Below are 25,152 nucleotides of genomic sequence, written 5' to 3'. Positions count from 1 at the left end.
GATTTTGTGTTTGAGCGGTCAGCGAGTTTAAAATCGTCTTGATTTTTTTGCTTACTTTTTCATCAAGGAAAAAAGTGAGTGCCCGCCGCACAGGCGAAGCTATAAAACAATATCATTTGCTATACCTGCAAAAGGCATTAGCAATAATACACCTATACCTCTACCTGGGCCAGAGGCCCCACCATAGCAGACACGAGCGTGGACGCTCGCGCCATCAAGTTATGTTGTGCCTTAACCTGCGGCTGCACCGCCTTAGCCTTAGCACTACCACAATCATCAGGTGAAACCTAATTTTTGCTACCTTGTACAGCTGCAGCATACACTAACACCGCCATGGCTAAAAAGAAACGACACCGCTCCCGACACAAAATCCTGGACCGTAAGATCGGCATCAGTCCGGGCTCCCTCTTTATCCCTTTTGAAGCACATGCCCCACGCTACTTCCTGATGTCCTTCAACGAGCAAATGTTCAAAGAACAGGAGTTGGTTTCTTACGCCGAACTGGTGCAGCAGGTAAAGTCGCAGCCAGAGGCGACGCACTGGATCGACATACGGGGATACGCTGACCTCACCATGCTGGAGCTGCTCAAGCAGGACTTCGACATCCACTCCCTGCAGATGGAGGACGTGATCAACGATTACCAGCGCCCTAAAGTCGATGAGCTCGACGACCGGCTCTTCATCATCACCCGCATGCTCCGCTGGAAGGAAGAGCATCATACCCTGGATGACGTTCAACTCTCTGTTTTCTCGGGCCCCAACTATGTGCTCACCCTGCAGAGCGACTACGAAGATTGCCTGAATCCACTCCGCGAGCGCATCCGGGTAGGAAAAGGCATCATCCGGCAACGACCACCGATGTACCTGGTGTATGCTATTCTGGACGTGGTACTGGATTACTATTTCCCGGTGATGGGGTCCATCGGGTCTTATATTGAGGAGTTGGAGCAGAAGATTCTGGACAATCCGTCGAAGCAGGCGTTGCGGGAGATCCTGGACCTAAAGAACGAACTGATCAAGCTGCGCCGCATTGCCTGGCCGGAGCGGGACAAAATGAACGAACTGCTGCGCATGGACGAAGCCATTATACCTGACAATCTGAAGGTATACTTCCGCGACGCCTACGATCACTCCGTCCAACTCATCGACCTGATCGACAGCCACAAGGAAATGTCGACCAGTCTGGTGGAGTTGTACATGTCCACGGTGAACAACCGCATGAACGAGATCATGAAAGTACTCACCATTATCTCGAGTATTTTTATCCCGCTGAGCTTTATCGCCGGGTTGTACGGCATGAACTTCTCGCGCCAGGACCCTGAAACAGGTGAGGTGTTCCGACTAAGCATGCCCGAGCTATACCTGCCCTACAGTTACCCGACCCTGATCATCCTGATGACTACGCTGGTCATGGTGCAGCTATACCTGTTCTACAAGAAAGGCTGGTTTAAGAGTTTTTAGAATTTTTATTACGTCTTCCTATTCCTAAACTGGTTACTTTCTGTACCAGTTATACCTTAGGCAGGAGCGACAATTTTCAAAACGGAACCCAAATATTATGTCATTCTGAAAGAAACCAGGTAGAAATAGAGGGCCCCTACCCCCGGGAGGTTAAGCCGCAGCTATGAAAAGTCACAATTACTTTGTCTACATTACGACTAACCCGAGCAGAACGGTGCTTTATGTGGGAGTGACAAATGATTTGGTGTATCGGCTTGAGCAACACAAGGAAAACCGAGGCAAACCTGAAACTTTTGCAGGCCGTTACTACAAGCTGCTCTACAATGAACGCTATACCTATGTGCAGCACGCCATCGATAGAGAAAAGGAGCTAAAGAGTTGGAATCGTGAAAGGAAGATAGAACTTATTAAAAGTGAGGATCCATTCCTGCGATTCCTGAAATCCGAGCCCTGAATAACAGTTACTAACCCTAGCTACCAAGATCCTTCCAGGATGACAAATAAAGTAGAGTGACTCTGTCCAATAAAATACTGTGAGGAGTAATGAACTGTCCTAATTAATCCGGCAGCTTGAAACTCAGCTTCTGCAGTTCGTTTCGGAACACTTTGAAGACGGAGTAGTTGTTGCCTACCTCGTTGTAGTGGATGCTCACGGGCTGGTTGCTTTCCAGCGACCTGCCCCCAATCAGGCGGGCATCCGGACCGTAGAGGTAGGTCTTTTGCGGTCCGTTTTCGGTGATGCCGTATACCTGGTTGCCGCCTCCGAAGTTAAAGTACTGCACAATCTTGGGCGCCGAGGTAACGTATCGCTTCTCAAACAGCTCTTTGAGGTCCTGGTCGAAGGCGGCTACCTTGCCCTGGTCCTGCCGCACAATGATGTAGGAGCGGCCACCGGCGTCGGGCACGAGGTCGAACATGGCGCTCTTGCTTGGCCGCGGCAGCTGTTCCCGGGCCTTTACCTGGCCCTGCAGGTTGAACTCCACCACCTCACCGTAGCGCGACACCACCGTCACCACCGAGCGGCGCAAGTCGGCACCTGCCCGGATGACGCCTTCGGACGTGATCGGCACCCGCAAACTGAACGGGAAGCCCGGGTAGGTTTCGCCTTTGGCGTTGAGGGCGTATACGTAGCCGTTTTCGAGCAGTACCAGGATGACGTCGCGGCCGCCTACACGCACGTGCTGCGGTGTGGCTGCCAGGCGATAATCCATGCGGCGGGGCTGCCAGCCAGGTATGGCGTTGCCGCGTGTGTCGAACATGTACAGGTTGCCCAGGGCGTCATCCACCAAAAAGCGGTAATCACGGTTTTTCTCGAAGTCGAACACGGCCAGGCGCTGCAGGCGCAGGGTATCGCTCACGTTGAACGGGAAATGCTCCAGGTCGCGCCCCAGGTGGTCGATGGCATGGATGCGGGTGCCCGTGGCAAACACGTAGCGCAAGCGCTTTTCGCTGCCCAACTCGACTTGCTGCAGGCCGCCGATGACCTGGGCCTGAACCGAATCGGTCCAGCCACGGGTGCCGGTGGAGGTAATGTTATGAAGCACCAGCATAGAGTCCTGCACCACCACTTCACGACTTCGGTCGATGGCATTCTGGATCGGGTAGGGTGGCGAGATGAGACGGCTCGCAAATGGAATGGTGAATTCCTCTTCATAACCTCCCTGCACACCGTCGGCATGGCGTTCCTGCCTCCTGAACAGCACACTGGTGTAGTACTGGTTTTCAGCGCGGGCAAACTGCACGCTCACCTGGTTAAACCTTCGGATCAGGCTGGAGTTTTGCAGCAGGTCCTCCCGGTTCTCTTCCTGCAAATAGCGGTTCAGAATATACCAGGCGTTCACGGTGTTCAGGTATAAGCTGAAGTTACCCTCGTGCAGGGTTTCCTCCAAAAAGGCTTTCTGCGCCACGGAGCGTCCCCATACCTCACCCGCGTTGATATCGTCAATCAGCGCGCGCAGGCTGGCTATGTCCGGCGAAAACACCATGTAGTTGTCGATCTGCAGCACGTAGCTCTGCTCAAAACCAGCGAACAGACTGCCAAACAAACGGGCAGGCAGTTCTTCCAGGTCCAGCAGCTGCAAGGTATAGTTGCCGTACTTCTCGGTATAGATCTTCTCGTTCTGCGCTTTGCTCACCTGTTCTGCCAGGGCCTGAAAGCGGGTCCCGGTCTTGCCACTGCTTTCCATGCGGGCAATCACCATTTTGTCGGGGCTCGTGTTCATGTTGTACGACTCCATGTAAGCGAGCGCAATTTCCTGGCTATAAGAACGGGCGAGGCTGTCGATGGTGGGGCTGTAGGCATCGTTGGGAGCCTTGCCATCGCGCAGGCGCGCCACCTCCCTCACCCCGAAGTGCATCAGGATGGCCGTCCGCGTAGGCAGTAGTTGCTTGATGTCGAGCGGCCGGGGCTTAGATGGACGAAGCTGCGTCTGGAAAGAGCCCTCCAGCGTTTCGGGGTTCGAAAAGCCGTTCAGGAAAACCTTGTTCTGGTCGAGTTTGAGCTCCAGCATGGCGTTGCGGCAAAAGCTGCTCAGGTAGCGTACCTGCGGCATCAGATCCTCCTGCAGGAAAAGGCCAAACAAGTCAGGCAGGGCGCGGTAGTTTACAAACACGTTGGCGTACACATCCTCCTGGCTCAGGTAATTCACCTTTTTGTAGTCAGCGGCAATGGAGTTGAGTTTACCGCGATTGATGCGGCGCACGATCTCCTCCACCAGCACGGGCGAGGCGCTCAGAATGATGTTGTTATGAAAAGAGAAATAGGTAAAGCTGTTACCCAGCTGGGTATTGGTCACATCGGTGAGCAGCATGCCCTGGTACTCGCGGATCTCTTCTTTGAAGAGCGGGTCTTTGATGATATTCTCGCTGAGCGTGCGCAGAAAGCGATGCTCGCCCACAGATACCACGGGAATGTAGTACACAAACTCCACATCGGTCTTGCCGAGCACGTGCACAGAGGTGAGGATGTGTTTTTTGTCCAGGAATCGTTCGAGGCGCTGGTTGCCGGGTGCCACACTGTCGAGCATGGCCATGTTCTCCTGAAAGCGCTGCGCCACCGGAAGCACCGAGAAACTTTCCCACAGGTCGGTCTCCTCCAGGTGCTTTTTCAGGTCGCTGTGGTTGTTGGTTTCCACCACAAAAGCTGCCGTTTCGGGCACCAGCGTCCAGAGGTCCACCTTCTGCTGGGAGTCCTGCCACCTGCTAAAGCCATAATAGGCCAGGGAGGCCAGTGCTACAAATGCGATGAAGAAAAAGACAATGCGTTTCGGCATAGTGGGGGTGTATGAAGCTACAAATTAACCGAAAAAATTAGAAATCCCCCGAGTATAGCGGCTACAGTCCCAATTCATGCCGTAAATATCCAGATTCTATACCTGTTTAGCGGCCAGCGGCTGCACCTGCACTTGCCTGGCTGCGTATAAAGGGGCCAACTCAAACCTGCTCACCATGTTTCGGATACTCACACCTGTCGATTTCTCGGAAGGCTCCAACAAGGCCTGCCACTACGCGATGCAGCTGGCGGCCGGCGTTCCCGGGGCTAAACTGCTCCTCCTCCACTGCTTCCAGGATTACCTGGCTGATGCCGTGCCTGCCAGCGCTGCCAACCTGAACCCCTCGGAAGAGCTGGCGGAGCGTGTGCTGCACCGCAACGAAACCGAAGCGCTGGAGCAACTTGAGGTGCTCTACGAAAAGTTAAAGCAGAAAGCCCGCAGCATGGGCAGCAGTCTGCACATCGATCGGACCTTTACCCACGGCCTGCCGGAAGAGGAAATACCCGAACAGGCAGAGCGCTTCCGCCCTGCCGTGGTCATCATGAACACCAAAGGCGAGTCGAGCTTCGGGCGGGTTGTGTTCGGCACCGTCTCGACCAAGGTGATCGACGAAGCACGCGTGCCTGTGCTGACAGTGCCGAATCAATACGATGGCGCTATACCTGGCCGCATCCTCTACGCTACTGACTTCGGCAAGACGGACGTGGCCGACATCGATCGTGTCCGGCAGTTGTTCGGCCATCTGCAGCCCATGATCTACTGCGTGCACATTTCGGACGATCCGGAGCAGGACCGGGAAAAACTGCTGGTGCTGCAGCAAAACCTACAGCACGGCGCTCCCGAAAACGACATACGCTATGCCTTGCTCGAAGGTGAAGATGTCGCCGAGGCCCTGCAGGACTTTGCCCGTAGCGAAAACATCGACCTGCTGGCCCTTACTACCCAGGGGCGCGGCACGTTCGACTCACTCTTCAACCCCAGCCTGGCCAAGAAGATGGTGCTACACGCGCCGCTGCCCGTGCTCGTGTTCCAGGGCAAGGCATAGGCTATGCCCTGGCGGCAGGCTGCGGTGTCAGATCCAGCAGCGCCTGGTAGTAGCGCTCCAGGGCACCCTCGCTCGTGCTTAGAAACAGGAAGGGCTCGATAAGTTCAAGCTCCATCAGCACCAGTTCGCCGTTCAGCTCCACCCCATCCACGCGGGCGTACAGGCAGCCCTGTGCGAACTTCCCTACAATTTCAGAAGCGGTCTGCAGCATACCGGCAGGCGGTGTTGGGGTATGCACGCTACCTCCGAAGAAGTGCTGCACCCGGAAGTCGCCCGGCCTGGCCTTTTTGAGCACAGAGTGGCTATACCTGCCGTTGAAGAAAATAAAAGACCACTCGCCCTGTGTTTTGATCTCCTCTAGGAAAGGCTGCGCCAGAAAAGGCTCGTCCTGCAGCAAAGTATTGATGCGTGCTGTATAGTCGCCCGCCTCGGCCCGGCTGATGGCCAGGGTGTTCTTGGCAGCTCCGCTGACGCGCGGCTTCACAATGATCTTCTCCCGCCCGATCGCCTCAAACATGCTGTCAGGATCGAACGTGCTGCCCTGCTCCAGCCACACGGTGGGCACAATCGTAACACCTTGCGTCTGCATGTCTTTAAAGTACTGCTTATCAGCATTCCAGCGCAGCGTTCTCACGGGGTTGAGCACCCGGCAGCCCAGTGCCTCCAGCTTGTCGAGCCAGGTATAAAAGGCGTTTATTTTATCGAAGTAATCCCAGGGCGATTTGATGATGAGGGCATCAAATGCGGTCCAGTCCACCTGTTCATCGTCCCATACCTGAAAAGAAATTTTGTGGCCTTTTTCGGCCAAAAAACGGTATAGGCGCTCATCTTCGCTATCGGCGTTGGCGGTATAATCGCCCAGGCTCCGGCAAGTGACTATTGCTATTTGTTGTAATGACATAAATGCGGATATTTGCCGCAAAATTATACTTTATCCCTCGCAGAATCTACAGAATAAATTTCCAATTAAACAAAACTTTAAGAACGTCTGTTCTCGTATGAAAAGTATAATCTGCTTTCCCGCTTTTTAACTACCACCATGTTACATCTTTTCAGCCTCAGCCTACGACACAGGTACAGCCTCTCTGTACGCCTGCTGGTCCTGCTGTTGCTGATCAGCACCACCGCGGGCGCCTGCCGTCCGGAGGACACACTGGAAGAGCAAAAAGAAGAACCACTGGAGCGCAACCAGCAACAAGCTGAGCCTGATACCTTGTTGGCCCGACGCCAGCCAGCGGGCCCACCGGCCACCATCGATTTCCTGGGCAACCCCTTCCTGTCGGATTATCGCCAGAGCAAAAAGCTGGACGCCTACTTTGCCCGCATCGGTACCGACTTCACGCTGGATGCCGACCCGGTGGAGAACATGCACCGCCCGGCCATCACGGACACGATCTATACCATCCGGTTTGGCGAGTCGGTGATAGAACTCTATGCCCCTACGCAAACCGGCGAGCTGCTGCTGCAGGTAGCCGACATCCGCAACGCAGGTATAGCGCTTCGCAACAACATGAAGGTAGGCATGAGCCAGCCCGAACTGATGACCAAACTCAAGAACTTCGACGTGCGCATCCTGCAGACCAACTCCGAGGTGGTAGCGACCACTGTGGAGGGAGCCCCTATTTCGCTGCGCTTTTTCCTGAAGAACGGCAAAGTGAACCGCATCCGGTATGAGGGCTACGTCGACTAAACACCCACCGGTTAAGGTATAGCCAGGTATAAATAGATCAGAAGCCGTACCTTTGCCAGCTGAACCAAAGGTATACCTTATGCGCATCGTTGTCCAACGCGTTACCCAGGCATCTGTCACCATCAACAACCAGGTAAAGGGCGAGATCAGCCTCGGTTTGCTACTGCTTGCCGGCTTCACCCACGACGACACCGAAGAGGATCTGAAATGGATGGCCAACAAAGTGGTGCAGCTCCGCATTTTTAGTGATGCAGAAGACAAGATGAACCTAAGTGTGCAGGACGTGCAGGGCGACCTGCTGGTGATCAGTCAGTTTACGCTCCATGCCCTCACCAAAAAAGGCAACCGTCCCTCCTACATCCAGGCCGCTCCACCGGCTGTGGCCATACCTTTGTATGAGCGCTTTGTCGCGCTTTTGGAAGAGGCATTGGGTAGGAAAGTACAAACCGGCGAATTCGGTGCCGATATGAAAGTAGCCCTCCTCAACGACGGTCCGGTTACCATCACCATCGACTCTAAAAACCGGGAATAAACCGCTCTGATTATTTCTGAGGCAGGCTGGAGAAGTAACAGGAATTATCTATATATTTCTACCTGAATCAGCTATACCTTACCGGACGGTTTATATGAAGGCTATACCTTATCTGGCAGCACGGCTGCCGCAACTCCTGGGCCGGCTGCTGCTGTGCGCCTTATTTGTAACAGGTATAGCAACCGCAGCTCAAGCCCAGACCGACACCACACTTACCAAAAGCGTGGTAGGCAAGCGCTGGATCGTGGAGACCCGCGACGGCTCTGTGATTCAGGGTGTCTTTTTGGGGCAAACGGATGGCGGCATCCGCCTGCAAACCGACAGCGCCGGCGAAGTGGTGATTCCGCATACCCAGATCAAAAGCACCAAAATCGTTGACGACAGCCGCATGCGCAATGGCGAGTATTGGTTTGAAAACCCCAACGCAACCCGCTACCTGTTCTCCCCGTCTGCCTTCAGCCTCAAAAGAGGCGAAGCCTACTACCAGAACACCTATCTGGTGCTCAACTCTTTCAACTATGGCATTACCGACAACATCACCCTAGGCGGTGGCTTCGAGCTGATCTCCACCTTCTCCGGCACACCTGCCTTTTACCTCACCCCAAAGGCCACGTTTGAGATCAACAACAAATGGCGGGCTGGCGGCGGCCTGCTTTACATGAATGTGATCGGGCTGGAGGAAGATTTCTCCGGGCTAGGTATAGGCTACGGCATTGTGACCTATGGCAACACAGATGACAACGTGACGCTGGGCGTGGGCTATGGCTTTGTGGATGATGAGTTCTCGAAAAGGCCCGTGCTCAACCTGAGTGGCATGAAGCGGATAAGCCGTCGGGTGGGATTGGTGTCAGAGAACTGGCTGGTGCCCAGCGACGGCTACTACGGTCTGATCTCCTACGGCGTGCGGTTCATGGGCGAGCGCCTGACAGTCGACCTGGCTTTTATCAACAACGGTGACATTGCGGAATCTATCGCGATCGGTGTGCCTTACGTGGATTTTGTGATTAAATTTGGCAAATAACCAAAGGCCCTATACCTATGACCATCGCCGAAGCCCAAACCATCGTTGACAACTGGATCAAAGAGAACGGGGTCCGCTATTTCAACGAACTCACCAACATGGCTATCCTGGCGGAGGAGGTGGGCGAGGTGGCCCGCATCATGTCCCGGCAGTACGGCGAGCAGTCATTCAAGAAAAGCGATGAAGGCAAACAACTGTCAGATGAGTTGGCCGACGTGCTGTTCGTGCTCATCTGCATCGCCAACCAGACAGGTATAGACCTCACCGAAGCCCTCCGGAAAAACCTGGAAAAGAAAACCTCCCGCGACAGCGATAGGCACAAGCAGAATGAAAAACTGCGGTAAGTTAGAAAGTTGAAAAGGTAAAAAGTTAGAAAGTTATCCTAGCTTAGAAAGTCAGGAAGTGAAAAGGGTAGAAAATTGGCTTTAGAAGTTATATAATGGGGTATTAAATTACATAACTCGCATAGAAAGCATATAAAAGCATCGAGCGCCAGTTTCGTAAACTGGCGCTCGATGCTTTTAATTGTGATGGTAACTAGTAAGGGAGATATCTCCTAAACAACTTTCTACCTTTCTACCTTTCTAACTTCTAAACTAATATTGACCAGCCTGTCGCCTTTCCAAACCGGCAATACGGTGTAGGTATCGTGCTGGAGGCAGAACTCGATGTCTTTATGGATCTCGAGGTTTTCGAGGCGGCGCACGTGGGAGGACTGGCGTAGAAACGTGACCATGTCGTCTTTAGCAGCGTGGTACAGGTATAGCGAGGCAAGCGTGGCGTCGTTCTCAAAGGCAAACTCACCCTGCAGGCGCTCAGCCAACGCACCGGCAAATAGGGTGTCCTCGAGGTTGAACTTGCCTTTCCAGCCGGCACATACCACCAGCACATCCAGTTGCAACTCCCGAAGATGCTCTGCTACAGCCTCCAGGTTCAGGAACGCCCCTACTACAATCTCCTCGGCGGCCTCTGATAAACGGATGGCACGGGTACCGTTGGTGGTCGTGATGGCCACAGTGCGGCCCTGTACCTGTCCGTTCATGTAAGCGAAAGGAGAATTGCCCAGATCGAAGCCTTCGGCCTTAATGCCGTTGCGCTCGGCCGCTGTCAGGCAGCCCTGCTCCGCAAAGGCGCGGCACTCCTCCAGCTGCATTACAGGTATAATGTCGGTGGCACCATGCGCAAAGGCTGTCACCATCGTAGAGGTAGCGCGCAGAATATCCACAGCCACCACTGCCTTCCCCTCCAACTCATACAAGTGCAACAGCTCCGGGCTGTAGCACACATCTATACTTGGCATTTATTTAAATTGCTAAATGGTTAAATGGTTAAATTGTTAAAAATGCTCGGTAATGCGAACAACCATTTAACAATTTAACCATCAACAATTAATCTACTTCTTCACAAACGGCGGCTTCACGATCTGGCCTTTCATGTCTTTGTTGCGCACGCGAACGAACACTTCGGTGCCCGGCTTGCTGTACTCGGTCTGCACGTAGCCCATCCCGATGCCTTTGCCCAGCGATGGTGACATGGTGCCTGATGTCACCTCTCCTATCTTTTCGCCTTCGGCGTTCACGATCTCGTAGTGCGCTCTAGGTATAGCCTTCTCCAGCATCTCAAATCCTACCAGCTTGCGCTGCACACCGGCTGCTTTCTGCTCTTTCAGGTTCTCAGCGTTCACAAACTCCTTGTCGAACTTGGTGATCCAGCCCAGGCCGGCTTCCAGCGGAGAAGTTGTGTCGCTGATGTCGTTGCCGTAGAGGCAGAAGCCCATTTCGAGACGGAGCGTGTCGCGCGCGCCCAGGCCGATCGGCTTGATACCGTATGCCTTGCCAGCTTCCATGATCGCGTCGAATACCTTTTTGGCGTCTTCGTTCTTCACGTAGATCTCAAAGCCGCCGGAACCGGTATAGCCTGTGGCCGAGAGTATAACATCAGGCACACCGGCAAACTGTCCCTTCTCGAAGGTATAGTAAGCCATGCTGCCCAGGTCTACTGACGTGAGCGAGGAAAGCGCCTCTACCGTCTTAGGTCCCTGCACGGCAAACAGCGACATTTCATCTGAAATATTCTCTAACTCAGCACCTTTAGTGTTGTACTTGTTCACCCAGGCCCAGTCTTTGTCGATGTTGGAGGCGTTTACCACCAGCATGTATTCGTTTTCGGCCATGCAGTACACCAGCAGGTCGTCCACGATGCCGCCTTCCTCATTCGGGAAGCAGGAGTACTGGATCTTGCCGGGCGTCAGTTTAGAGGCGTCGTTGGTGGTAATGCGCTGGATCAGGTCGAGTGCGTGCGGTCCTTTCACCATAAATTCGCCCATGTGCGACACATCGAATATACCGACCGCGTTGCGCACTGTGTTGTGCTCCTCCAGATCAGACGAGTAGCGCACCGGCATGTTGTATCCTGCAAAAGGCACCATCTTCGCTCCCAGCGACTCGTGCACATCATTCAAAGCTATTTTCTTGAGTTCCATATCAGATTTGATTGCTAATAAAGTAGATGCCCAAAATTAAGTAAATAAAACCGCTTCCGAAATTTTATGCAGGAACAAGATTAGCATAGCTTAAACGCTATTTTTCGGGGAAACTTCCTGCCCCCGCCCTCTCGCCGGCAATTATCCACAACCTTTGTGCATAACCTTGCAAAGACCGGTGCGTACATGCACCCGACACTTTTTTAGCCAAAAGGAATGCCTTTTACTTCTCTCTACCGCTTAGCACACAGCACAAGTGTGCCTGCCTTTTATTTGCCCGAGCCGCCAGTCGCTACGCGTTTTGCCCCGCACTTTGGCTCGCTTAGCGCCATTTTTACTAACTTAGCAGCATATCGTCTGTCTTATCAAAAGCTCAGTCTGGCGCTCATCAGATAATTTTCCATGAAGCTATCAACCAAGCTGTTTATCGGGTTCGTCCTGATATCGCTGCTTTTCGCCACCGTTGCCATCGTAAACTTCAGGTTGTCGGAGGATGTGATCGAAAACATGCGCTGGGTAACGCGCTCTCAGATCGTAGTCCGCAACTCCGCCTCTCTGCAGCGTAACATCATCGACATGGAAGCCGGTTTGCGGGGCTACCTGCTCAACGGAAACGAAGTATTCCTGGAGCCTTACCACGAGGCCAAACGGATCCTGCCCAGGCTGCGTGAGGATGTCAGAAGTTATACCGCTTCCGAGAACCAGCAACACAGACTCAATAAAATCATTAGCACGCACGATAACTGGATAGCGGTGTATGCGGAGCCGCTCATCCAAATGAAGAGAGGCGATACGCTCGAATACTCATCCCGGGCTTTCGACATGAAAATCGACACGCTGGTATTGGGCGAAAAAGTACTAATGGACACCATCCGAAGCGACTTCCGTGTGTTTAACTCCCATGAATATACCTTGCGGGGGGAAAGAAATGATCGCCTGAACACCAGTATCAATACTACAAGGCAAGTGTCCATCGTTCTTACCATACTGTCGGTGCTACTGGGCCTGGGCTGGGCATTCTACATCACGCGCATCATCTCTAACCGTATCATGGAGATGGTAACGCTGGCCAAAAAGATTTCGAAGGGAGATTACCAGACCCAGATCGTGGACACCTCCAATGACGAACTCAGCCAGCTATCGTACTCCCTGAACAAGATGTCAGCCACGATCGACGAGACCTTCTCAGAACTGGATCGCAAGAACAAGGAACTGGATCAGTTCGCCTATGTGGTGTCGCATGACCTGAAGGCGCCTTTGAGAGGTATAGAAGTGGCGTCGCGTTGGGTGGAGGAAGACATGGGCCAGAACCTGCCCGACAATATCAAGGAGTACTTGGTGATGATGCGCGTGCGGGTACACCGCATGGAAAACCTGATCAATGGGATACTGGCCTTTGCCCGCGTGGACCGCAACAGTTATGCGCAGGAGATGGTGGACGTGCAGCAACTACTGGCCGAAGTAACGGACATGACCTCGCCGCCGAGGAATTTCACCGTTGAGATCGGGTCTGGCATGCCGCACATTTACACACAGCGAGTGCATTTGCACCAGGTTTTCCTCAATTTAATTTCAAACGCCATCAAATACCATGACCGTGAAGACGGGCGTGTTGACGTCACCTGCCAGGAGTCAGAGAACTTCTACACCTTCTCGGTGTCAGACGACGGGCCAGGTATAGAACCGCAGTACCACGAGCGCATTTTCGTGATTTTCCAGACCCTGCAGGAGCGCGATGCGGTAGAAAGTACGGGCGTAGGTCTGGCTATCGTGAAAAAGATCGTGGAGCACCACGGGGGCAACATTTGGGTGGCCTCGAGCCCTGGCCAAGGGGCAACATTCAGTTTTACCTGGCCTAAAAATCAGGCATAATTGAAATAATTATATTAGCTTTGATCATTGAATTTCCAAAAGTGCTATGATAAATAAAGACGTTAATATCCTTTTAGTGGAAGATGACTACCTGGATATTATGAATGTAGAACGTGAACTTAAGAAAATAGGCATTAAACACCCGACCCATGTAGCCCGTAATGGCCGTGAGGCGCTCGATATGCTGCGCGGGACTGGTGTGCCCAAAATATCCCCTGCCCCTAGCGTCATTTTGCTCGATATCAACATGCCACGCATGAACGGGCTGGAGTTCCTAGCCGAACTGCGCCATGAGCCGGAGTTCAGTCACATTCCGGTTTTCATCATGACCACCTCAAACGAAGAGACGGATCGCATGGCTGCCCAGAAGCTGAACGTGGCAGGCTACATCGTAAAGCCGATGAGCTTCGATAACTTCGAGACCAGCCAGTCTTCGCTTGACAACTTTACACTGTTCCTGGACCTGATAAAGCTTAAATAAGCCCTAACACCCCTTATCGGGAAACAGCAGCAACTGCTCCTCTGACAGCAACCTGAAAGATTGGCGGTGGTGTTGCGTAGTGCCAAACTGCGCAATGCTATTGCGGTGCTCTTTGGTGGGGTATCCTGCATTCCGCTCCCAGCCATACGCGCTGTGTTCTTTTGCAAGCGCACACATCAGCTCGTCGCGGTGCGTTTTGGCCAGCACCGAGGCCGCCGCAATAGACAGGTATTTCCCGTCCCCCTTTACAATACAGGTATGGCGCAGCCCTTCGTATACCTTAAATCTGTTTCCGTCCACCACCAGGTACTCTGGCTCCCGCCTCAGCCCTTGTATAGCCCGATGCATCGCCAGGTAAGTCGCCTGCAGGATGTTGATCCGGTCAATCTCGGCAGGACTTGCCTCTCCTATGGCCCAGGCAACTGCATCGCGCACGATATCGACGCGTAGTTGCAGCCTCTGCGTGTGGCTCAGTTGCTTTGAGTCGTTCAGCAGGGTGTGGCTATAGTCTGGCGGCAGTATAACAGCAGCGGCCACCACGGGGCCTGCCAGGCAGCCGCGGCCGGCCTCGTCGATGCCTGCCTCAAAGGTATAGCCACTGTAGTTAGGGAGAAGCATATGCTTTACAGTAATATTCTTGAGCCGCAAGGTATCACAAGGTGCTGACACAAGCAAGCTCTATACCTTTGCCAAGTATTCACCTATGGTTCCTAAATAACCTAAAAGAAAAAGCCTGCCAATGTAGCATTGGCAGGCTTTTTACTATTTATTTTCCCTCCGGACTAGAAACCAGGGTTCTGCTGATCGGCTAGAACCGGGTTAGTAGTGATTTCAGAAGTTGGTATTGGCCACAGGAAGCGGTCATCTGCATAAGGTATAGCAGGTATACTGGTGAACAGAGCAGGTCTCAATTGACCACTGGCTGCAACCCAGTCAGTAGTTTTAACCGCACCGTATGCTACTTTAGCAGGAACACCAGTTACACCGAACTCACCATTCTTAGCAGTTCTATGGATGTCTCTCCAACGCATACCTTCTGCCAGGAACTCAATTCTACGCTCATTCATGATAGCCTGCAGGAGGTCATTTGCGCTGCTGATGTTCAGATAAGGCGCAGAAGCACCTGATCTCACATACACTTCAGAAGTCGCTCTGCCACGCACGCTATTCAATAGAGCTAGTGATTTGTCAGTTACACCCTCTGTTCTTGCAATTGCCTCTGAAAGGTTCAGGAGTACTTCAGCATAACGGATGATTGGTGTATTGTCTGACCAGCCTGTCAGATCTTTATACTTAGTAGTATATTTCTCACCACCATAGAAATCACCGGCTAGTGTAGTTCTCCTCAAATCCTGTACAGGCCAGAAAGGCTGGTTCCATATTACTGGACTGATAGCAACAAGTCCACGATTCGCACCAGAGTACATAACTGGCAGAGCAGCATTTGTACCAGGGTTATCATCCGTAGAATTCAGGATAGAGAATATAGACTCCTTATTTCCCTTGTTACCGACAAATGGGCCGTCAGGTGTAGCTGTTAAAGCATAACCTCCTACAGGGCTGGTGAAGGTCTCAGTTCCAGAAACAATCTTATTAGCTTCTGAAATAACACCGTTCCAGTCTCTCATGTGCAGCCTTACTCTGGTTTTAAAAGCTATGGCTGCACCTTTTGACGCTCTGGTAAGCTGATTAATTGTAATGTTATTCTCAGCAAAGTCCAGGTCTTCTAACAAGAAGGCATAACTTTCCTTAACGGAGTGTCTGCCCAAAGCTTTAGCTTCATCAACACTTGCAGGATCGTTAATCGCTGTTCTTCTGTAAGGAACTCCCCTGTGAGATGCGTCAGCCGTCTCGTTATAAGGTCTCGCAAAATGTATTAACAGTTCATGATGAGCCAGTGCACGCAGGAATCTTGCTTCTCCTTCGTACGAGTTGGCCTGCTCTTGCGTGATAACTCCTGCTGCAGCGGCAGTTTTCACACCCTCGATCATTATATTGGCCTTGTTGATCATGCCATATAATGTCTCCCACATGTACACGTTGTTAAGTGAAGTGGTAGGGTTAAAAGTACTCTCATACGTAAAGGCGTAGAAGGCCGCCACGTTCAGCATGTCCTCTCCCCTCATATCCGCCTGTGAGGTAGATGCAGCACCAAAAGGATATCCACGCTGAGCGCCGGAATAAAATCCAGTCTGTGCAGCATCATAAACACCCAGCATAGCCAGCTGAATTCTTTCAGGATCCTGGAATGCACTCGCTTCGGTAATTCTGTCCTTAGGAAGCAGGTCAATTGTTTCCTTTTCGCAGGAGGTCATCATAACTGCCAGTGCTAACGCAGGAGCCATAAGTACCAGCCTCAATTTATTTTTAAGAAAATTTCTATTTTCCATTGTATCAATAATTTAATATTAATTAAAATCCTAGGTTCAGACCTACAGAAACAACACGCTGCTGAGGGTTACCATTAAAGTCAACACCAGTAGAAGTAAAGATCTCAGGATCTAATCCTTTGTAACCAGTAACTGTGAATGCGTTCTGAAGCTGTCCATACACTCTTAGGCGCTCTACATTGATTTTGCCTGAAAGAGACTTCGGTAGTGTATATCCGATAGCGATATTGCTCAGTTTCAAGAAATCACCTTTCTCAACAAAGCGAGTTGAAGTCTGTCCGTCGTTGTTTGCAGCTGCACCTCTTCCCTGGTACAAGCGAGGAGTAACACCATCACCTGGGTTGTCCGGGCTCTGCCATCTTCCAAGAATTTCAGTACCGTTGTTCTCAAAAGTCTGGTTCAACAAATCCTGACGTGTACGGTTCATGATCTTGTTACCACCAGAGAAGCGGAAGAACACGTTCATGTCAAAGTCACCATACTTAAAGTTGTTATCGAAACCACCAAACCACTTTGGTAAAGCACTTCCTAAGATCACTTTATCGTCATTGGTAAGCGTAGAAGCTTTTGAAATATCATTAGGATTGGCAGGATCGTACACTTTGTAGCCAGATACTCCGGTCTGAAGGCTTGCCTGTACCAGGCTTCCATCTTTCTTTCTATAGATAGGGTTACCGTTGGCAACGTTTACACCTTCGTAGATGAATCCGTAAAGGGAGTTGAAAGACTCACCGATTCTGTGTATGGTGTAGTCGAATACCTGATCCTGATCATCTACAAGAGCTGTGATTTCGTTATTCTGAGTAGAGAAGTTTAGGTTTGCATTCCACGAGAAGTTAGACTTTTCTATCACTGCACCGCCCAAAGATACCTCGATACCATCATTCTTCATCGTACCAATGTTACGGTAGATTAGGTTGCCTGGCAAGCCAAGTGAAGGAGGTGTTGGAGCACCCAATACCATGTCCTTGTTATTCTTCTGCCAGTAAGCAACTTCCAAGTTCAGGCGACCGTTGAACAGGCCAAAGTCTGCACCGAAGTCAATGATTTCCTGCGTTTCCCACTTCAGGTCACCGTTACCGGTGTTGCTGAATGCTATACCGCTCAAACCACCGTAAGGACGAGGAGCGAAAGAGCCCAGGTATGGATAGTTACCACCTACAATAGAAGAGTTACCCACTTCTGCGTAGCTACCTCTTAATCTGAAGTCAGTGATTACGCTAAGAGCGCTTGAGTTCTTGAAGAATTCTTCTTCAGATATACGCCATGCGGCAGAAACCCCAGGGAAATAACCCCAACGGTTATCCGGAGAAAGCTTTGAAAGACCATCCGCTCTGAGTGAGCCACCTACATAGTATTTTCCTTTGTAGTTGTAGTTCAAACGGCCTAAGTAAGAAGAAAGACCACTTTCGCCGATGCCACCAGAGATGTCTTTATTTGCCAGTGTACCGGTTACCATATTCTCTCTGAACAAGCGGTCAGAAATACCGGAGCCAAATGCGTTGAAGAAAGAAGTCTTCGTCTTGTTGTATTCCGCAACAGCTGTTACATCAAAGTTATGTACGTCATTGAATGACTTGTTATAAGATAAGATGTTCTGCCAGTTCCAGGTAGTGTATGGAGAATAGATCTGGTCGATATAACCATTCAGGCCTCTGCCATCGCCGTGGCGTGGATCCATATAGCCGTAGTCATCCTGCAGGGAAAGGTCAACACCTAATACAGTTCTGAAATTCAGACCATTAATAATCTTAAAGTCTAAGAAAGTGTTACCGCTCGCACGGTAAGTTGTAGACTTACGGATGTTATTGTCTAAGCTGAAAAGAATGTTAGGCGTGTTGTTGTTGATGTGGATCAGGTTAGCGCCTCTGCCCAGAGCAGCCGGGTTCTTATCATCCAGGTTGTAACCAGTTGGGTCAGCCGGATCATACACAGACACGTTTGGCAACATACGGATCACAGCAAACGTGTTACCACTTAAGCTGTTAGAACCTGTTGACACACCATTGTTTTGCTGGTAAGATAGACCTGCATTCACACCAAAATTGATACGGTCAGTTACTTTCTGATCCAGGTTGGCGCGTAGTGTATAACGCTTTAGGTCGTTCGCTACAGCTATACCTTCCTGATCTGAATAACCCAGAGAGAAGTAATACTTGCTTCTTTCGGTACCTGCGGTGGCAGAGATCGTGTGGTTCTGCTGGAAACCTGTTCTATAAACGTAGTCATTCCAGTCAGTATTGGTACCATTCGCATCCATAAATGCCTGCGGAGCGTTACCTGCGTTAGTATACTTTTCGTTTGCAATTTCAACAAACTGCTCTGCATTCAAAAGGTCATGCAACTTTATTGGGTTAGCCCAGCCAGTATACATATCGTAGTTCACCTTCATCTGGCCTTGCTTACCTTTCTTGGTAGTAACCAATATAACGCCGTTAGAAGCACGTGAACCGTAAATCGCTGTAGCTGCACCGTCTTTCAGAATCTCGAAAGACTCGATGTCGTTCGGGTTAATGTCAGCAAGGGCGTTAGAAGATGCATATGCACCTACGTTGCCTGTCAGAACTGGTATACCGTCAATTACAACAAGCGGAGAGTTGCTTCCAGAAATAGAGTTAGTACCACGGATACGGATCACAGGAGGAGCTCCCAGGATACCAGAAGGCTGCTGCACAACTACACCGGACGCGCGACCTGCTAACTGCTGGTCAAAGCTTGGAGTTGCCAGGTTGGCAATTTCGTCTCCCTTTACCTTGGCGATAGAACTGGTAACATCTTTCTTAAGCTGTGTACCGTAACCTACCACCACAACTTCATCAAGTTGTCTCTGGTCGATTTCAAGAGCCACGTTAACAGCAGATGCTGTTCCGATAGCACGCTCAGTAGTCTTGTAACCGAGGAAGCGGAACACAAGCGTGTTTCCGTCTGCCGGCACATTAATAGAATAAGTACCGTCTGCACCGGTCGCTGTACCGGAGCTAGTGCCCTTTACAAGCACTGCCACACCAGGAAGGCCTTGGCCAGTCGACTGGTCTGTTACAGTACCCGTAACAGTTCTGCCCTGCGCCACTGCCTGCTGAAGCAGGGCGAACACCAGCGCAAAACTCAATAGTAGTAGTTTTTTCATTGGTCTGTTAATTGAGTTGAAAGATAAATAGTAGTTAAGGTTTAAGGTTTAATAAGTAAGATTTACAATAAGCTTAGTTAAAATGCCAGCAAATAAACAGAAAGCCTCTCAACGGTCTTCTGAAAACCGAAACACGATGTTTATGCCAGCAAGTGAATAGGAATAAAACAAGCCTATTTAGCATTTAAATAAACTTTTTACACTATTTGATTGCTCCAAACTAAGCATAATTTTCTAATATATACAAAACTCAAAATTAAAATTCTTAGCGGCTATCTCTGTATTTCCCAGTTGTTTAAGAATCTATCTTGTGTTATTCCAAATCAGACAGCACTCCAAACGTCTTATCAAAAACATAACTATCTGACTATCAAAATATTTTATATATTAATATTTCAATCGCCCTCAATATAATCACAATACCAATAAAATAATCAAATACCCGGTATTCATAAGTCACTCTAATACAATGTTATAACACTTACCGGATTTTTATGCAAAGCACCCTCTCGTGCGGGGAAAGTTTTATCCGGCTAGGGAAGTGGAGTGTCCCTGTACCACGTATGCTGGGGTGCCTCCACTACGGTTGCTGCCAAACTTATTCCGCCTATCCTTTTTCCCCAGCGGTGAGCAGAAAATCCTAACCGACTTATACCTGTCATAAGGGTGCACGATGTTATTTTGTAGGCGATGCATACACTTTACAGGATTCCTTCCACCTCTCCCGAAGGTTATACCGTTTTTCATCCACACTTTCCTATCAAAGCCACACTTACGCCGTTCGAAATCCTAAAATTTAAATATACAAATAAACAGAACTCGATATAATAGCATATTTTTTTAGTTAAAATACTATTAATCAACCTCTAATTGGAATTTAACACGTATAATGTTATGATTAAGTAATATAACTTTATCATTAAAATATAGATACATTCGCATTATTAATGCTGGGCTTTTGATTGACCGGATAGCGTCAACTTCCAAAATGCTCTTCTTACTACCCCCCCAGTAAGTGCTCTACCGCATGGCACTTTTCCAGACTGATTTAACACACTTTATGAAGCCAAAAAACATTTTGGGAACATGAACAAACTACTACTAATAAGTTTTATTCTGATTCTAGCCCTTTTTCAGCAGGGTATGGCCCAGACTAGAACAGTTACGGGTACCGTAACAGATCAGGAAACAGGGCAGGGACTGCCCGGCGTTGCCGTACTGGTGCAAGGCACCAGCGTAGGTACCGCTACAGGAGCCAATGGCGAGTACTCCATCAATGTGCCGGCAGGCTCTAACACGCTTGCTTTCCGCTTTATTGGCTACACCACCGTTACACGCCAAATTGGCAATGAAACCACCATCAATGTTAGCATGAGTGTGGACACACGACAGTTGCAGGAAGTGGTAGTAACTGCCGTAGGTATAGAGCGCACCGAGCGATCGCTCGGCTATGCCGTGCAGAATGTGGAAGGTGATCAGTTGTCGCAGCGCTCTGAGCCAAACGTGGTAAACGCTTTGCAGGGCAAGGTAGCGGGTGTGGAGATTATCTCCTCGAGCGGTCTGCCCGGTGCCGGTACACAGGTGTTTATCAGGGGTATCTCGTCTGCCACCGGCAACAACCAGCCGCTGTTTGTGGTCGATGGTATCCCGATCGATAACTCCACCAACTTTACCTCCGCCCCTACCGTGGGTGGCGCTGCCTACTCTAACCGTGGCCTTGACATCAACCCGAACGATATCGAATCAATGACCGTGCTGAAAGGGCCTGCCGCTGCGGCACTCTACGGATCCAGAGCGGCGAACGGCGCGATCATCATCACCACCAAGAAAGGGATGGCCGGAGAGGCCAACAAGAAGTTTGAGGTGACGGTCACCTCCTCTTTCAACATGCAGAATGTGTATGGCTTGCCTGAGTACCAGAACGACTATGGCCAGGGCACTAACTTCCGCTACAGCCCGAACGTGACCGATAGTTGGGGACCCAGATTTGGCACGCCAGGTATAACCACCGTGCCCAACGTGCCCGGCAACCCCCAGGAGACACTGGAGTACAGAGCCTACCCGGATAACGTGAAAGACTTTTTCGAGACGGGCACCATCTTTGACAATGGTCTGCAACTAGCCGGCGCGGGTGCTAACACCCGGTATATCTTCAGCGCCAACAGCACCAACCAGTCCGGTATCATCCCCAACAGCGGCCTTGACCGTTTCTCGCTGCGTGCTGCCGGTACGGCGGAGTTATCGTATGGCATCTCACTCGACGCCTCTATCATCTATGCTAATACGGAGCAGGAGGGCTCTTTGCAAGGTAACTCTGGTACAAGCCCCTGGTTCACCCTTCCTTTCACACCCAGAAGCTTCGACGTCAACAATGTGCCGTATAAGATAGGCCCCGGCCAGCAGGCCCCCACCCTGTTCACGCAGCTTGCCCGCGACAACCCACGCTGGAGCGTTAACGAGAACTTCTATGAAAGCGAGGTGAACAGAACCATCACCAGTGCCACTGTCAACTGGAAGCCTCAGTTCTTCCAGGACCTGACTTTTACCTACCGCATCGGCCTGGACCAGTACTCTGACAAACGCCGCGAGGCAATTGCCTTCGGTTCGATCAACTCGAATGGTAATACGGCCCTCAACCGACGAGGCTCCCAAATCTATGATGACATTTTCTATAGTCAGTTCAACCAGGATATATTCGGTGTCTACACCAAAGACCTGAACGAGGATATCAATCTGCGCTTCTTGGTGGGTAACCAGATCAACACCATTAAAACGGACAACAGAAACATCAGAGCGGAAGACCTGATCACACCGGAGTTCTACAACCTGCTTAACCACACCAATACTAACATCTTCCCGACGAACACAGAGACACAGCGTCGGTTGGTAGGGGTTTATTCACAGCTCGGCCTATCGTACAGAGACTGGCTGTTCCTGGAGTTGCAGGGACGCAACGACTGGTCATCCACTCTGGCGCTCGACAATAACAGCTACTTCTATCCTGCCGCCAGCGTTGGCTTCGTATTCACAGATGCCTTCGATATAGCCAACCCTATTCTCAGCTATGGTAAGCTAAGAGGCAGCTACGCCCGCGTTGGTAACGACGCCGGCATATACCTGACCAACACGGTGTTTGTAAACCAAGCTTTCGGCAATAACGTGGCGGGGATCAGTTTCCCATTCAATGGCACAGTGGCAGCAGTATCACGCGGTAACAGGCGGGGCAATCCAGATTTGAACCCTGAGTTCACCACTTCCTACGAAGCCGGTGTTGAATTGGGGCTGTTTGACGGAAGGGCTTCGTTTGATGTCAACTACTTCTTCAACAAAACCACCGACCAGATCTTTAACGTGGACGTACCGGGCTCAACCGGTTTTACCACTTTCACCCAGAATGCCGGTGAGATCCAGAACAAAGGCTGGGAGATTAGCGCTACAGGTACACCATTTACTTTTGAGGGCGGCTTCCGCTGGGATGTCAACGTGAACTTCACAGACATTCAGTCGAAAGTGGTATCGCTGGCACCCGGACTCAACCAGTTTACCCTGCTGACTGGTGCCGGAACAGGTGCCTTCACAGGACTCAGCCCGGTACTTATACCTGGCCAGCCTTTCGGTGTGATCCAGTCATCCGCCTTCCTGCGCGATGAACAGGGTCGCTTCATCATTAACCCGAATACAGGCGTGCCGGTGGTAGACCAGAACCCACAGATCATTGCAGACCCGAACGCGGACTGGTGGGGTAGCCTGGGCAACACCTTCAGCTTTAAAGGGTTTAACCTGAACGTGCTGCTACAGTACGTACACGGAGGCGACTTCTACTCCCGTCAGACCCAGATTGCCCGTTTGCGCGGAGTACTCGAAGAACAAACAGACAGAGAGCGCCCCTATATGTTTGAGGGCGTTGTCCTGAACGCGGACGGCACCTCCAGGCCGAACACCACCCAAATCTCTGCTCAGGAGTATTGGGTGGCTCTGAACGCAGCCAACGAATTCGCGGTGTTTGACGCATCGGTGTTCAGGGTGCGGGAAGTAAGCCTGGGGTATGAACTGCCTGCCGAAATACTGGAGCGCACCCCGTTTGGAGCGGCTAGCATCTCTGTTTCCGGCCGCAACCTCTTCTTCTATGCGCCTAACCTGCCACATGCCGACCCAGAGTCAAACCAACTCGGCGGCAACACCAGGGGTTTTGAGTTTAACTCTCCTCCAACTGTTAGAAACTACGGTGTAAACCTCCGTTTCACATTCTAATTCTAGACACCAAAGCATATGAAAAAGATAACAATAATAAGAGGTATGGTGTTGGCATTTATAATGGCGATCGCCGGCGCCTGCGACGATTACCTGGATGTGAATGTGAGCCCGAACAACCTGCAAAACGCCTCGGTGCAGAGCCTGCTCCCCGGTGCACAGATAGGCACAGGCTTCTTTGTAGGGAACACCGCCCAGATCATCACTTCGCTCTGGATGCAGCAAATGGCCGGCACGGGTACACAAACAGATCCTTACGACAGGTATAACGTCTCTCCGGAAAACAATGAGTGGAACGCTATCTATGCCACACTACTGGATGATCTGGAACAGATCGTGCAGCAGGGGCGTGAGGAAGGGAACTTCCATTACGCAGGTATGGCCCGTATACAGCAGGCGTATGTATACCTTGTCGCTACAGACCTGTGGGGCGATATACCTTTCTCGCAAGCATTAAACATTACGGAATTCCCCAAACCGGTCTACGATCCGCAGGAGCAGGTATACGCCGGGGTGGTGCAGTTGCTGGATGAGGGCCTTGCCGACCTGGACAAGACCACAGTTACGGCTGCCTCACTTGGGGATCAGGTATACGGTGGCAACCTCGACAGATGGCGCAAGGCAGCCAACTCGATCAAGCTAAAGCTATACCTGCAAAGCCGCAAGACGAACCCGAACTCTGCAAGCGCCATTACACAGCTGGTAAACGAAGGGAACCTGATCTCTTCCAATGCTGAGAATTTCAATATCAGATATTTTTCATCATCCGGCTCGTTCAACCCGATCTACATGTATCAGCACCAGACGCGCATCAACGACATGATCCTGAGCCAGCGCTTCTACGACTCGCTCTCGGCCCTGAATGACCCGAGGCTGCCTGTATTCTTCACCCGAACCGGTGGAAACTATGTCACTTATGACAACGGTGCCTTTACATCCGTGCCTTTCACGAGTCCTAACAGGTCCCGCTGGGGAGTGTATGTGGTCGGCAACGGCACGCAGCTTGCGAACGGCACCATAGAAAATGGCGGTGCGGCGCCCATGCGCCTCATCACCCATACCATGGTCAACTTCTGGCTTGCCGAGGCGGCCCTCACGCTTGGCACCCCCGGCGACCCGGCTGAGTATTTCAGGCAGGCACTCCAGGCTCAGTTCGACGATATCAGGGGCTTTGTGAGTGCCGGCAGCTTACCGGCCAACTTCGAGGCTGACGCGACAGCTTACATTACCAGGAGGGTGGCGGCTTTTCAGGCGGCTGGTTCTACTGAGGGCAAACTGAATATCCTCATCAGGGATAAATGGGCATCTTCGGTCGGAAACGCCTATGAGGCCTATAACGATTACAGGCGCACGGGATACCCTCAGCTCCAACTTGCCCAGAACCCGCAGGTAGGCGTCACCAGAATTCCTGTCCGCTGGCCATATGCTCTGGGAGAAATTCAGGGCAACTCGGAGAACGTACCACTGCAGGATTACCCTGCGGGCTTGCTGGTACCGGTTTGGTGGATGGGTGAATAGTGTATTTGAC

The 25,152-nt window shown here is 51.2% G+C and carries 18 protein-coding genes; 11 read left to right on the top strand and 7 right to left on the bottom strand.

The features are described 5' to 3' along the window. Positions 1-333 precede the first annotated feature (333 nt). Together corA and IEV97_RS12785 are read left to right on the top strand one after the other, a co-directional pair. Positions 334-1,461 (top strand): magnesium/cobalt transporter CorA, encoded by a 1,128-nt coding sequence (gene corA, locus IEV97_RS12790; RefSeq protein ID WP_188501862.1) that lies wholly within the window; start codon positions 334-336, stop codon positions 1,459-1,461. Positions 1,462-1,624: 163 nt separating this feature from the next. Beyond that, a complete protein-coding gene (locus IEV97_RS12785) occupies positions 1,625-1,915 on the top strand; it encodes a GIY-YIG nuclease family protein (protein ID WP_188501861.1) in 291 nt (96 codons plus the stop codon). Between the two features lie 103 nt (positions 1,916-2,018). Here the strand turns inward: IEV97_RS12785 and IEV97_RS12780 are convergent, their stop codons facing one another. Then, positions 2,019-4,733, bottom strand: coding sequence for a PQQ-like beta-propeller repeat protein (locus IEV97_RS12780; protein WP_188501860.1), 2,715 nt, complete (start codon positions 4,731-4,733; stop codon positions 2,019-2,021). Between the two features lie 175 nt (positions 4,734-4,908). Here IEV97_RS12780 and IEV97_RS12775 point away from each other — a divergent pair, with 175 nt between their 5' ends. Continuing rightward, entirely contained in the window at positions 4,909-5,778 is an 870-nt protein-coding gene (locus IEV97_RS12775; RefSeq protein WP_188501859.1) for a universal stress protein, read from the top strand. Between the two features lies 1 nt (position 5,779). Here the strand turns inward: IEV97_RS12775 and IEV97_RS12770 are convergent, their stop codons facing one another. Continuing rightward, a complete protein-coding gene (locus tag IEV97_RS12770) occupies positions 5,780-6,679 on the bottom strand; it encodes an ATP-grasp domain-containing protein (RefSeq protein WP_229733930.1) in 900 nt (299 codons plus the stop codon). Between the two features lie 138 nt (positions 6,680-6,817). On the opposite strand from IEV97_RS12770, the gene IEV97_RS12765 reads away from it, so the two are divergent. From IEV97_RS12765 to IEV97_RS12750, 4 genes are all read left to right on the top strand, one after another. Next, the gene (locus IEV97_RS12765; RefSeq protein WP_188501858.1) at positions 6,818-7,468 is read left to right on the top strand and encodes a hypothetical protein; all 651 of its coding nucleotides are present in this window, start codon (positions 6,818-6,820) and stop codon (positions 7,466-7,468) included. A gap of 79 nt (positions 7,469-7,547) precedes the next feature. Next, entirely contained in the window at positions 7,548-8,000 is a 453-nt protein-coding gene (dtd, locus tag IEV97_RS12760; RefSeq protein WP_188501857.1) for a D-aminoacyl-tRNA deacylase, read from the top strand. Between the two features lie 94 nt (positions 8,001-8,094). Next, positions 8,095-9,021, top strand: coding sequence for a hypothetical protein (locus tag IEV97_RS12755; RefSeq protein ID WP_188501856.1), 927 nt, complete (start codon positions 8,095-8,097; stop codon positions 9,019-9,021). A gap of 17 nt (positions 9,022-9,038) precedes the next feature. Beyond that, positions 9,039-9,365, top strand: coding sequence for a nucleotide pyrophosphohydrolase (locus IEV97_RS12750; protein WP_188501855.1), 327 nt, complete (start codon positions 9,039-9,041; stop codon positions 9,363-9,365). A gap of 224 nt (positions 9,366-9,589) precedes the next feature. On the opposite strand, the gene IEV97_RS12745 is transcribed toward IEV97_RS12750, so the two are convergent. After that, positions 9,590-10,321 carry a 2-phosphosulfolactate phosphatase gene (locus tag IEV97_RS12745; protein WP_188501854.1) on the bottom strand — a complete coding sequence of 244 codons (732 nt, stop codon included), beginning with the start codon at positions 10,319-10,321 and terminating at the stop codon, positions 9,590-9,592. Positions 10,322-10,414: 93 nt separating this feature from the next. After that, positions 10,415-11,503, bottom strand: a complete 1,089-nt coding sequence (gcvT, locus tag IEV97_RS12740) for a glycine cleavage system aminomethyltransferase GcvT (protein ID WP_188501853.1) — start codon at positions 11,501-11,503, stop codon at positions 10,415-10,417. 402 nt (positions 11,504-11,905) lie between these two features. Between gcvT and IEV97_RS12735 the strand changes: the two genes are divergently transcribed. Together IEV97_RS12735 and IEV97_RS12730 are read left to right on the top strand one after the other, a co-directional pair. After that, positions 11,906-13,375: a sensor histidine kinase gene (locus tag IEV97_RS12735; protein ID WP_188501852.1), complete on the top strand. Its 1,470-nt coding sequence runs from the start codon at positions 11,906-11,908 to the stop codon at positions 13,373-13,375. Between the two features lie 46 nt (positions 13,376-13,421). Beyond that, complete coding sequence (locus IEV97_RS12730) at positions 13,422-13,856, top strand: response regulator (protein WP_188501851.1); 435 nt, start codon at positions 13,422-13,424, stop codon at positions 13,854-13,856. A 3-nt stretch (positions 13,857-13,859) separates the two neighbouring features. Here IEV97_RS12730 and rnhB read toward each other — a convergent pair whose 3' ends face one another. The 3 genes from rnhB to IEV97_RS12715 all read right to left on the bottom strand — a co-directional run bounded on the left by rnhB (position 13,860) and on the right by IEV97_RS12715 (position 19,373). Then, positions 13,860-14,474: a ribonuclease HII gene (gene rnhB / locus IEV97_RS12725; RefSeq protein WP_188501850.1), complete on the bottom strand. Its 615-nt coding sequence runs from the start codon at positions 14,472-14,474 to the stop codon at positions 13,860-13,862. 164 nt (positions 14,475-14,638) lie between these two features. Beyond that, positions 14,639-16,246, bottom strand: a complete 1,608-nt coding sequence (locus tag IEV97_RS12720; RefSeq protein ID WP_229733929.1) for a RagB/SusD family nutrient uptake outer membrane protein — start codon at positions 16,244-16,246, stop codon at positions 14,639-14,641. A gap of 22 nt (positions 16,247-16,268) precedes the next feature. After that, positions 16,269-19,373 (bottom strand): SusC/RagA family TonB-linked outer membrane protein, encoded by a 3,105-nt coding sequence (locus tag IEV97_RS12715; RefSeq protein ID WP_188501849.1) that lies wholly within the window; start codon positions 19,371-19,373, stop codon positions 16,269-16,271. 1,143 nt (positions 19,374-20,516) lie between these two features. Between IEV97_RS12715 and IEV97_RS12710 the strand changes: the two genes are divergently transcribed. Further along, a complete protein-coding gene (locus IEV97_RS12710; protein ID WP_188501848.1) occupies positions 20,517-23,624 on the top strand; it encodes a SusC/RagA family TonB-linked outer membrane protein in 3,108 nt (1,035 codons plus the stop codon). Positions 23,625-23,642: 18 nt separating this feature from the next. Continuing rightward, positions 23,643-25,142: a SusD/RagB family nutrient-binding outer membrane lipoprotein gene (locus tag IEV97_RS12705; RefSeq protein WP_188501847.1), complete on the top strand. Its 1,500-nt coding sequence runs from the start codon at positions 23,643-23,645 to the stop codon at positions 25,140-25,142. The last annotated feature ends 10 nt before the right edge of the window (positions 25,143-25,152 follow it).

The sequence above is a fragment of the Pontibacter amylolyticus genome, assembly GCF_014638845.1.
GTDB lineage: Bacteria > Bacteroidota > Bacteroidia > Cytophagales > Hymenobacteraceae > Pontibacter > Pontibacter amylolyticus.
Note: the sequence above shows the minus strand (reverse complement) of the source record. Positions and strands in the feature narration are given on the sequence as shown.

Bases quoted from the DNA above. Each gene is read 5' to 3' on its own strand.
- corA (WP_188501862.1), top strand. From the start codon at position 334: ATGGCTAAAAAGAAACGACACCGCTCCCGACACAAAATCCTGGACCGT.
- IEV97_RS12785 (WP_188501861.1), top strand. From the start codon at position 1,625: ATGAAAAGTCACAATTACTTTGTCTACATTACGACTAACCCGAGCAGA.
- IEV97_RS12780 (WP_188501860.1), bottom strand. From the start codon at position 4,733: ATGCCGAAACGCATTGTCTTTTTCTTCATCGCATTTGTAGCACTGGCC.
- IEV97_RS12775 (WP_188501859.1), top strand. From the start codon at position 4,909: ATGTTTCGGATACTCACACCTGTCGATTTCTCGGAAGGCTCCAACAAG.
- IEV97_RS12770 (WP_229733930.1), bottom strand. From the start codon at position 6,679: ATGTCATTACAACAAATAGCAATAGTCACTTGCCGGAGCCTGGGCGAT.
- IEV97_RS12765 (WP_188501858.1), top strand. From the start codon at position 6,818: ATGTTACATCTTTTCAGCCTCAGCCTACGACACAGGTACAGCCTCTCT.
- dtd (WP_188501857.1), top strand. From the start codon at position 7,548: ATGCGCATCGTTGTCCAACGCGTTACCCAGGCATCTGTCACCATCAAC.
- IEV97_RS12755 (WP_188501856.1), top strand. From the start codon at position 8,095: ATGAAGGCTATACCTTATCTGGCAGCACGGCTGCCGCAACTCCTGGGC.
- IEV97_RS12750 (WP_188501855.1), top strand. From the start codon at position 9,039: ATGACCATCGCCGAAGCCCAAACCATCGTTGACAACTGGATCAAAGAG.
- IEV97_RS12745 (WP_188501854.1), bottom strand. From the start codon at position 10,321: ATGCCAAGTATAGATGTGTGCTACAGCCCGGAGCTGTTGCACTTGTAT.
- gcvT (WP_188501853.1), bottom strand. From the start codon at position 11,503: ATGGAACTCAAGAAAATAGCTTTGAATGATGTGCACGAGTCGCTGGGA.
- IEV97_RS12735 (WP_188501852.1), top strand. From the start codon at position 11,906: ATGAAGCTATCAACCAAGCTGTTTATCGGGTTCGTCCTGATATCGCTG.
- IEV97_RS12730 (WP_188501851.1), top strand. From the start codon at position 13,422: ATGATAAATAAAGACGTTAATATCCTTTTAGTGGAAGATGACTACCTG.
- rnhB (WP_188501850.1), bottom strand. From the start codon at position 14,474: ATGCTTCTCCCTAACTACAGTGGCTATACCTTTGAGGCAGGCATCGAC.
- IEV97_RS12720 (WP_229733929.1), bottom strand. From the start codon at position 16,246: ATGGAAAATAGAAATTTTCTTAAAAATAAATTGAGGCTGGTACTTATG.
- IEV97_RS12715 (WP_188501849.1), bottom strand. From the start codon at position 19,373: ATGAAAAAACTACTACTATTGAGTTTTGCGCTGGTGTTCGCCCTGCTT.
- IEV97_RS12710 (WP_188501848.1), top strand. From the start codon at position 20,517: ATGGCCCAGACTAGAACAGTTACGGGTACCGTAACAGATCAGGAAACA.
- IEV97_RS12705 (WP_188501847.1), top strand. From the start codon at position 23,643: ATGAAAAAGATAACAATAATAAGAGGTATGGTGTTGGCATTTATAATG.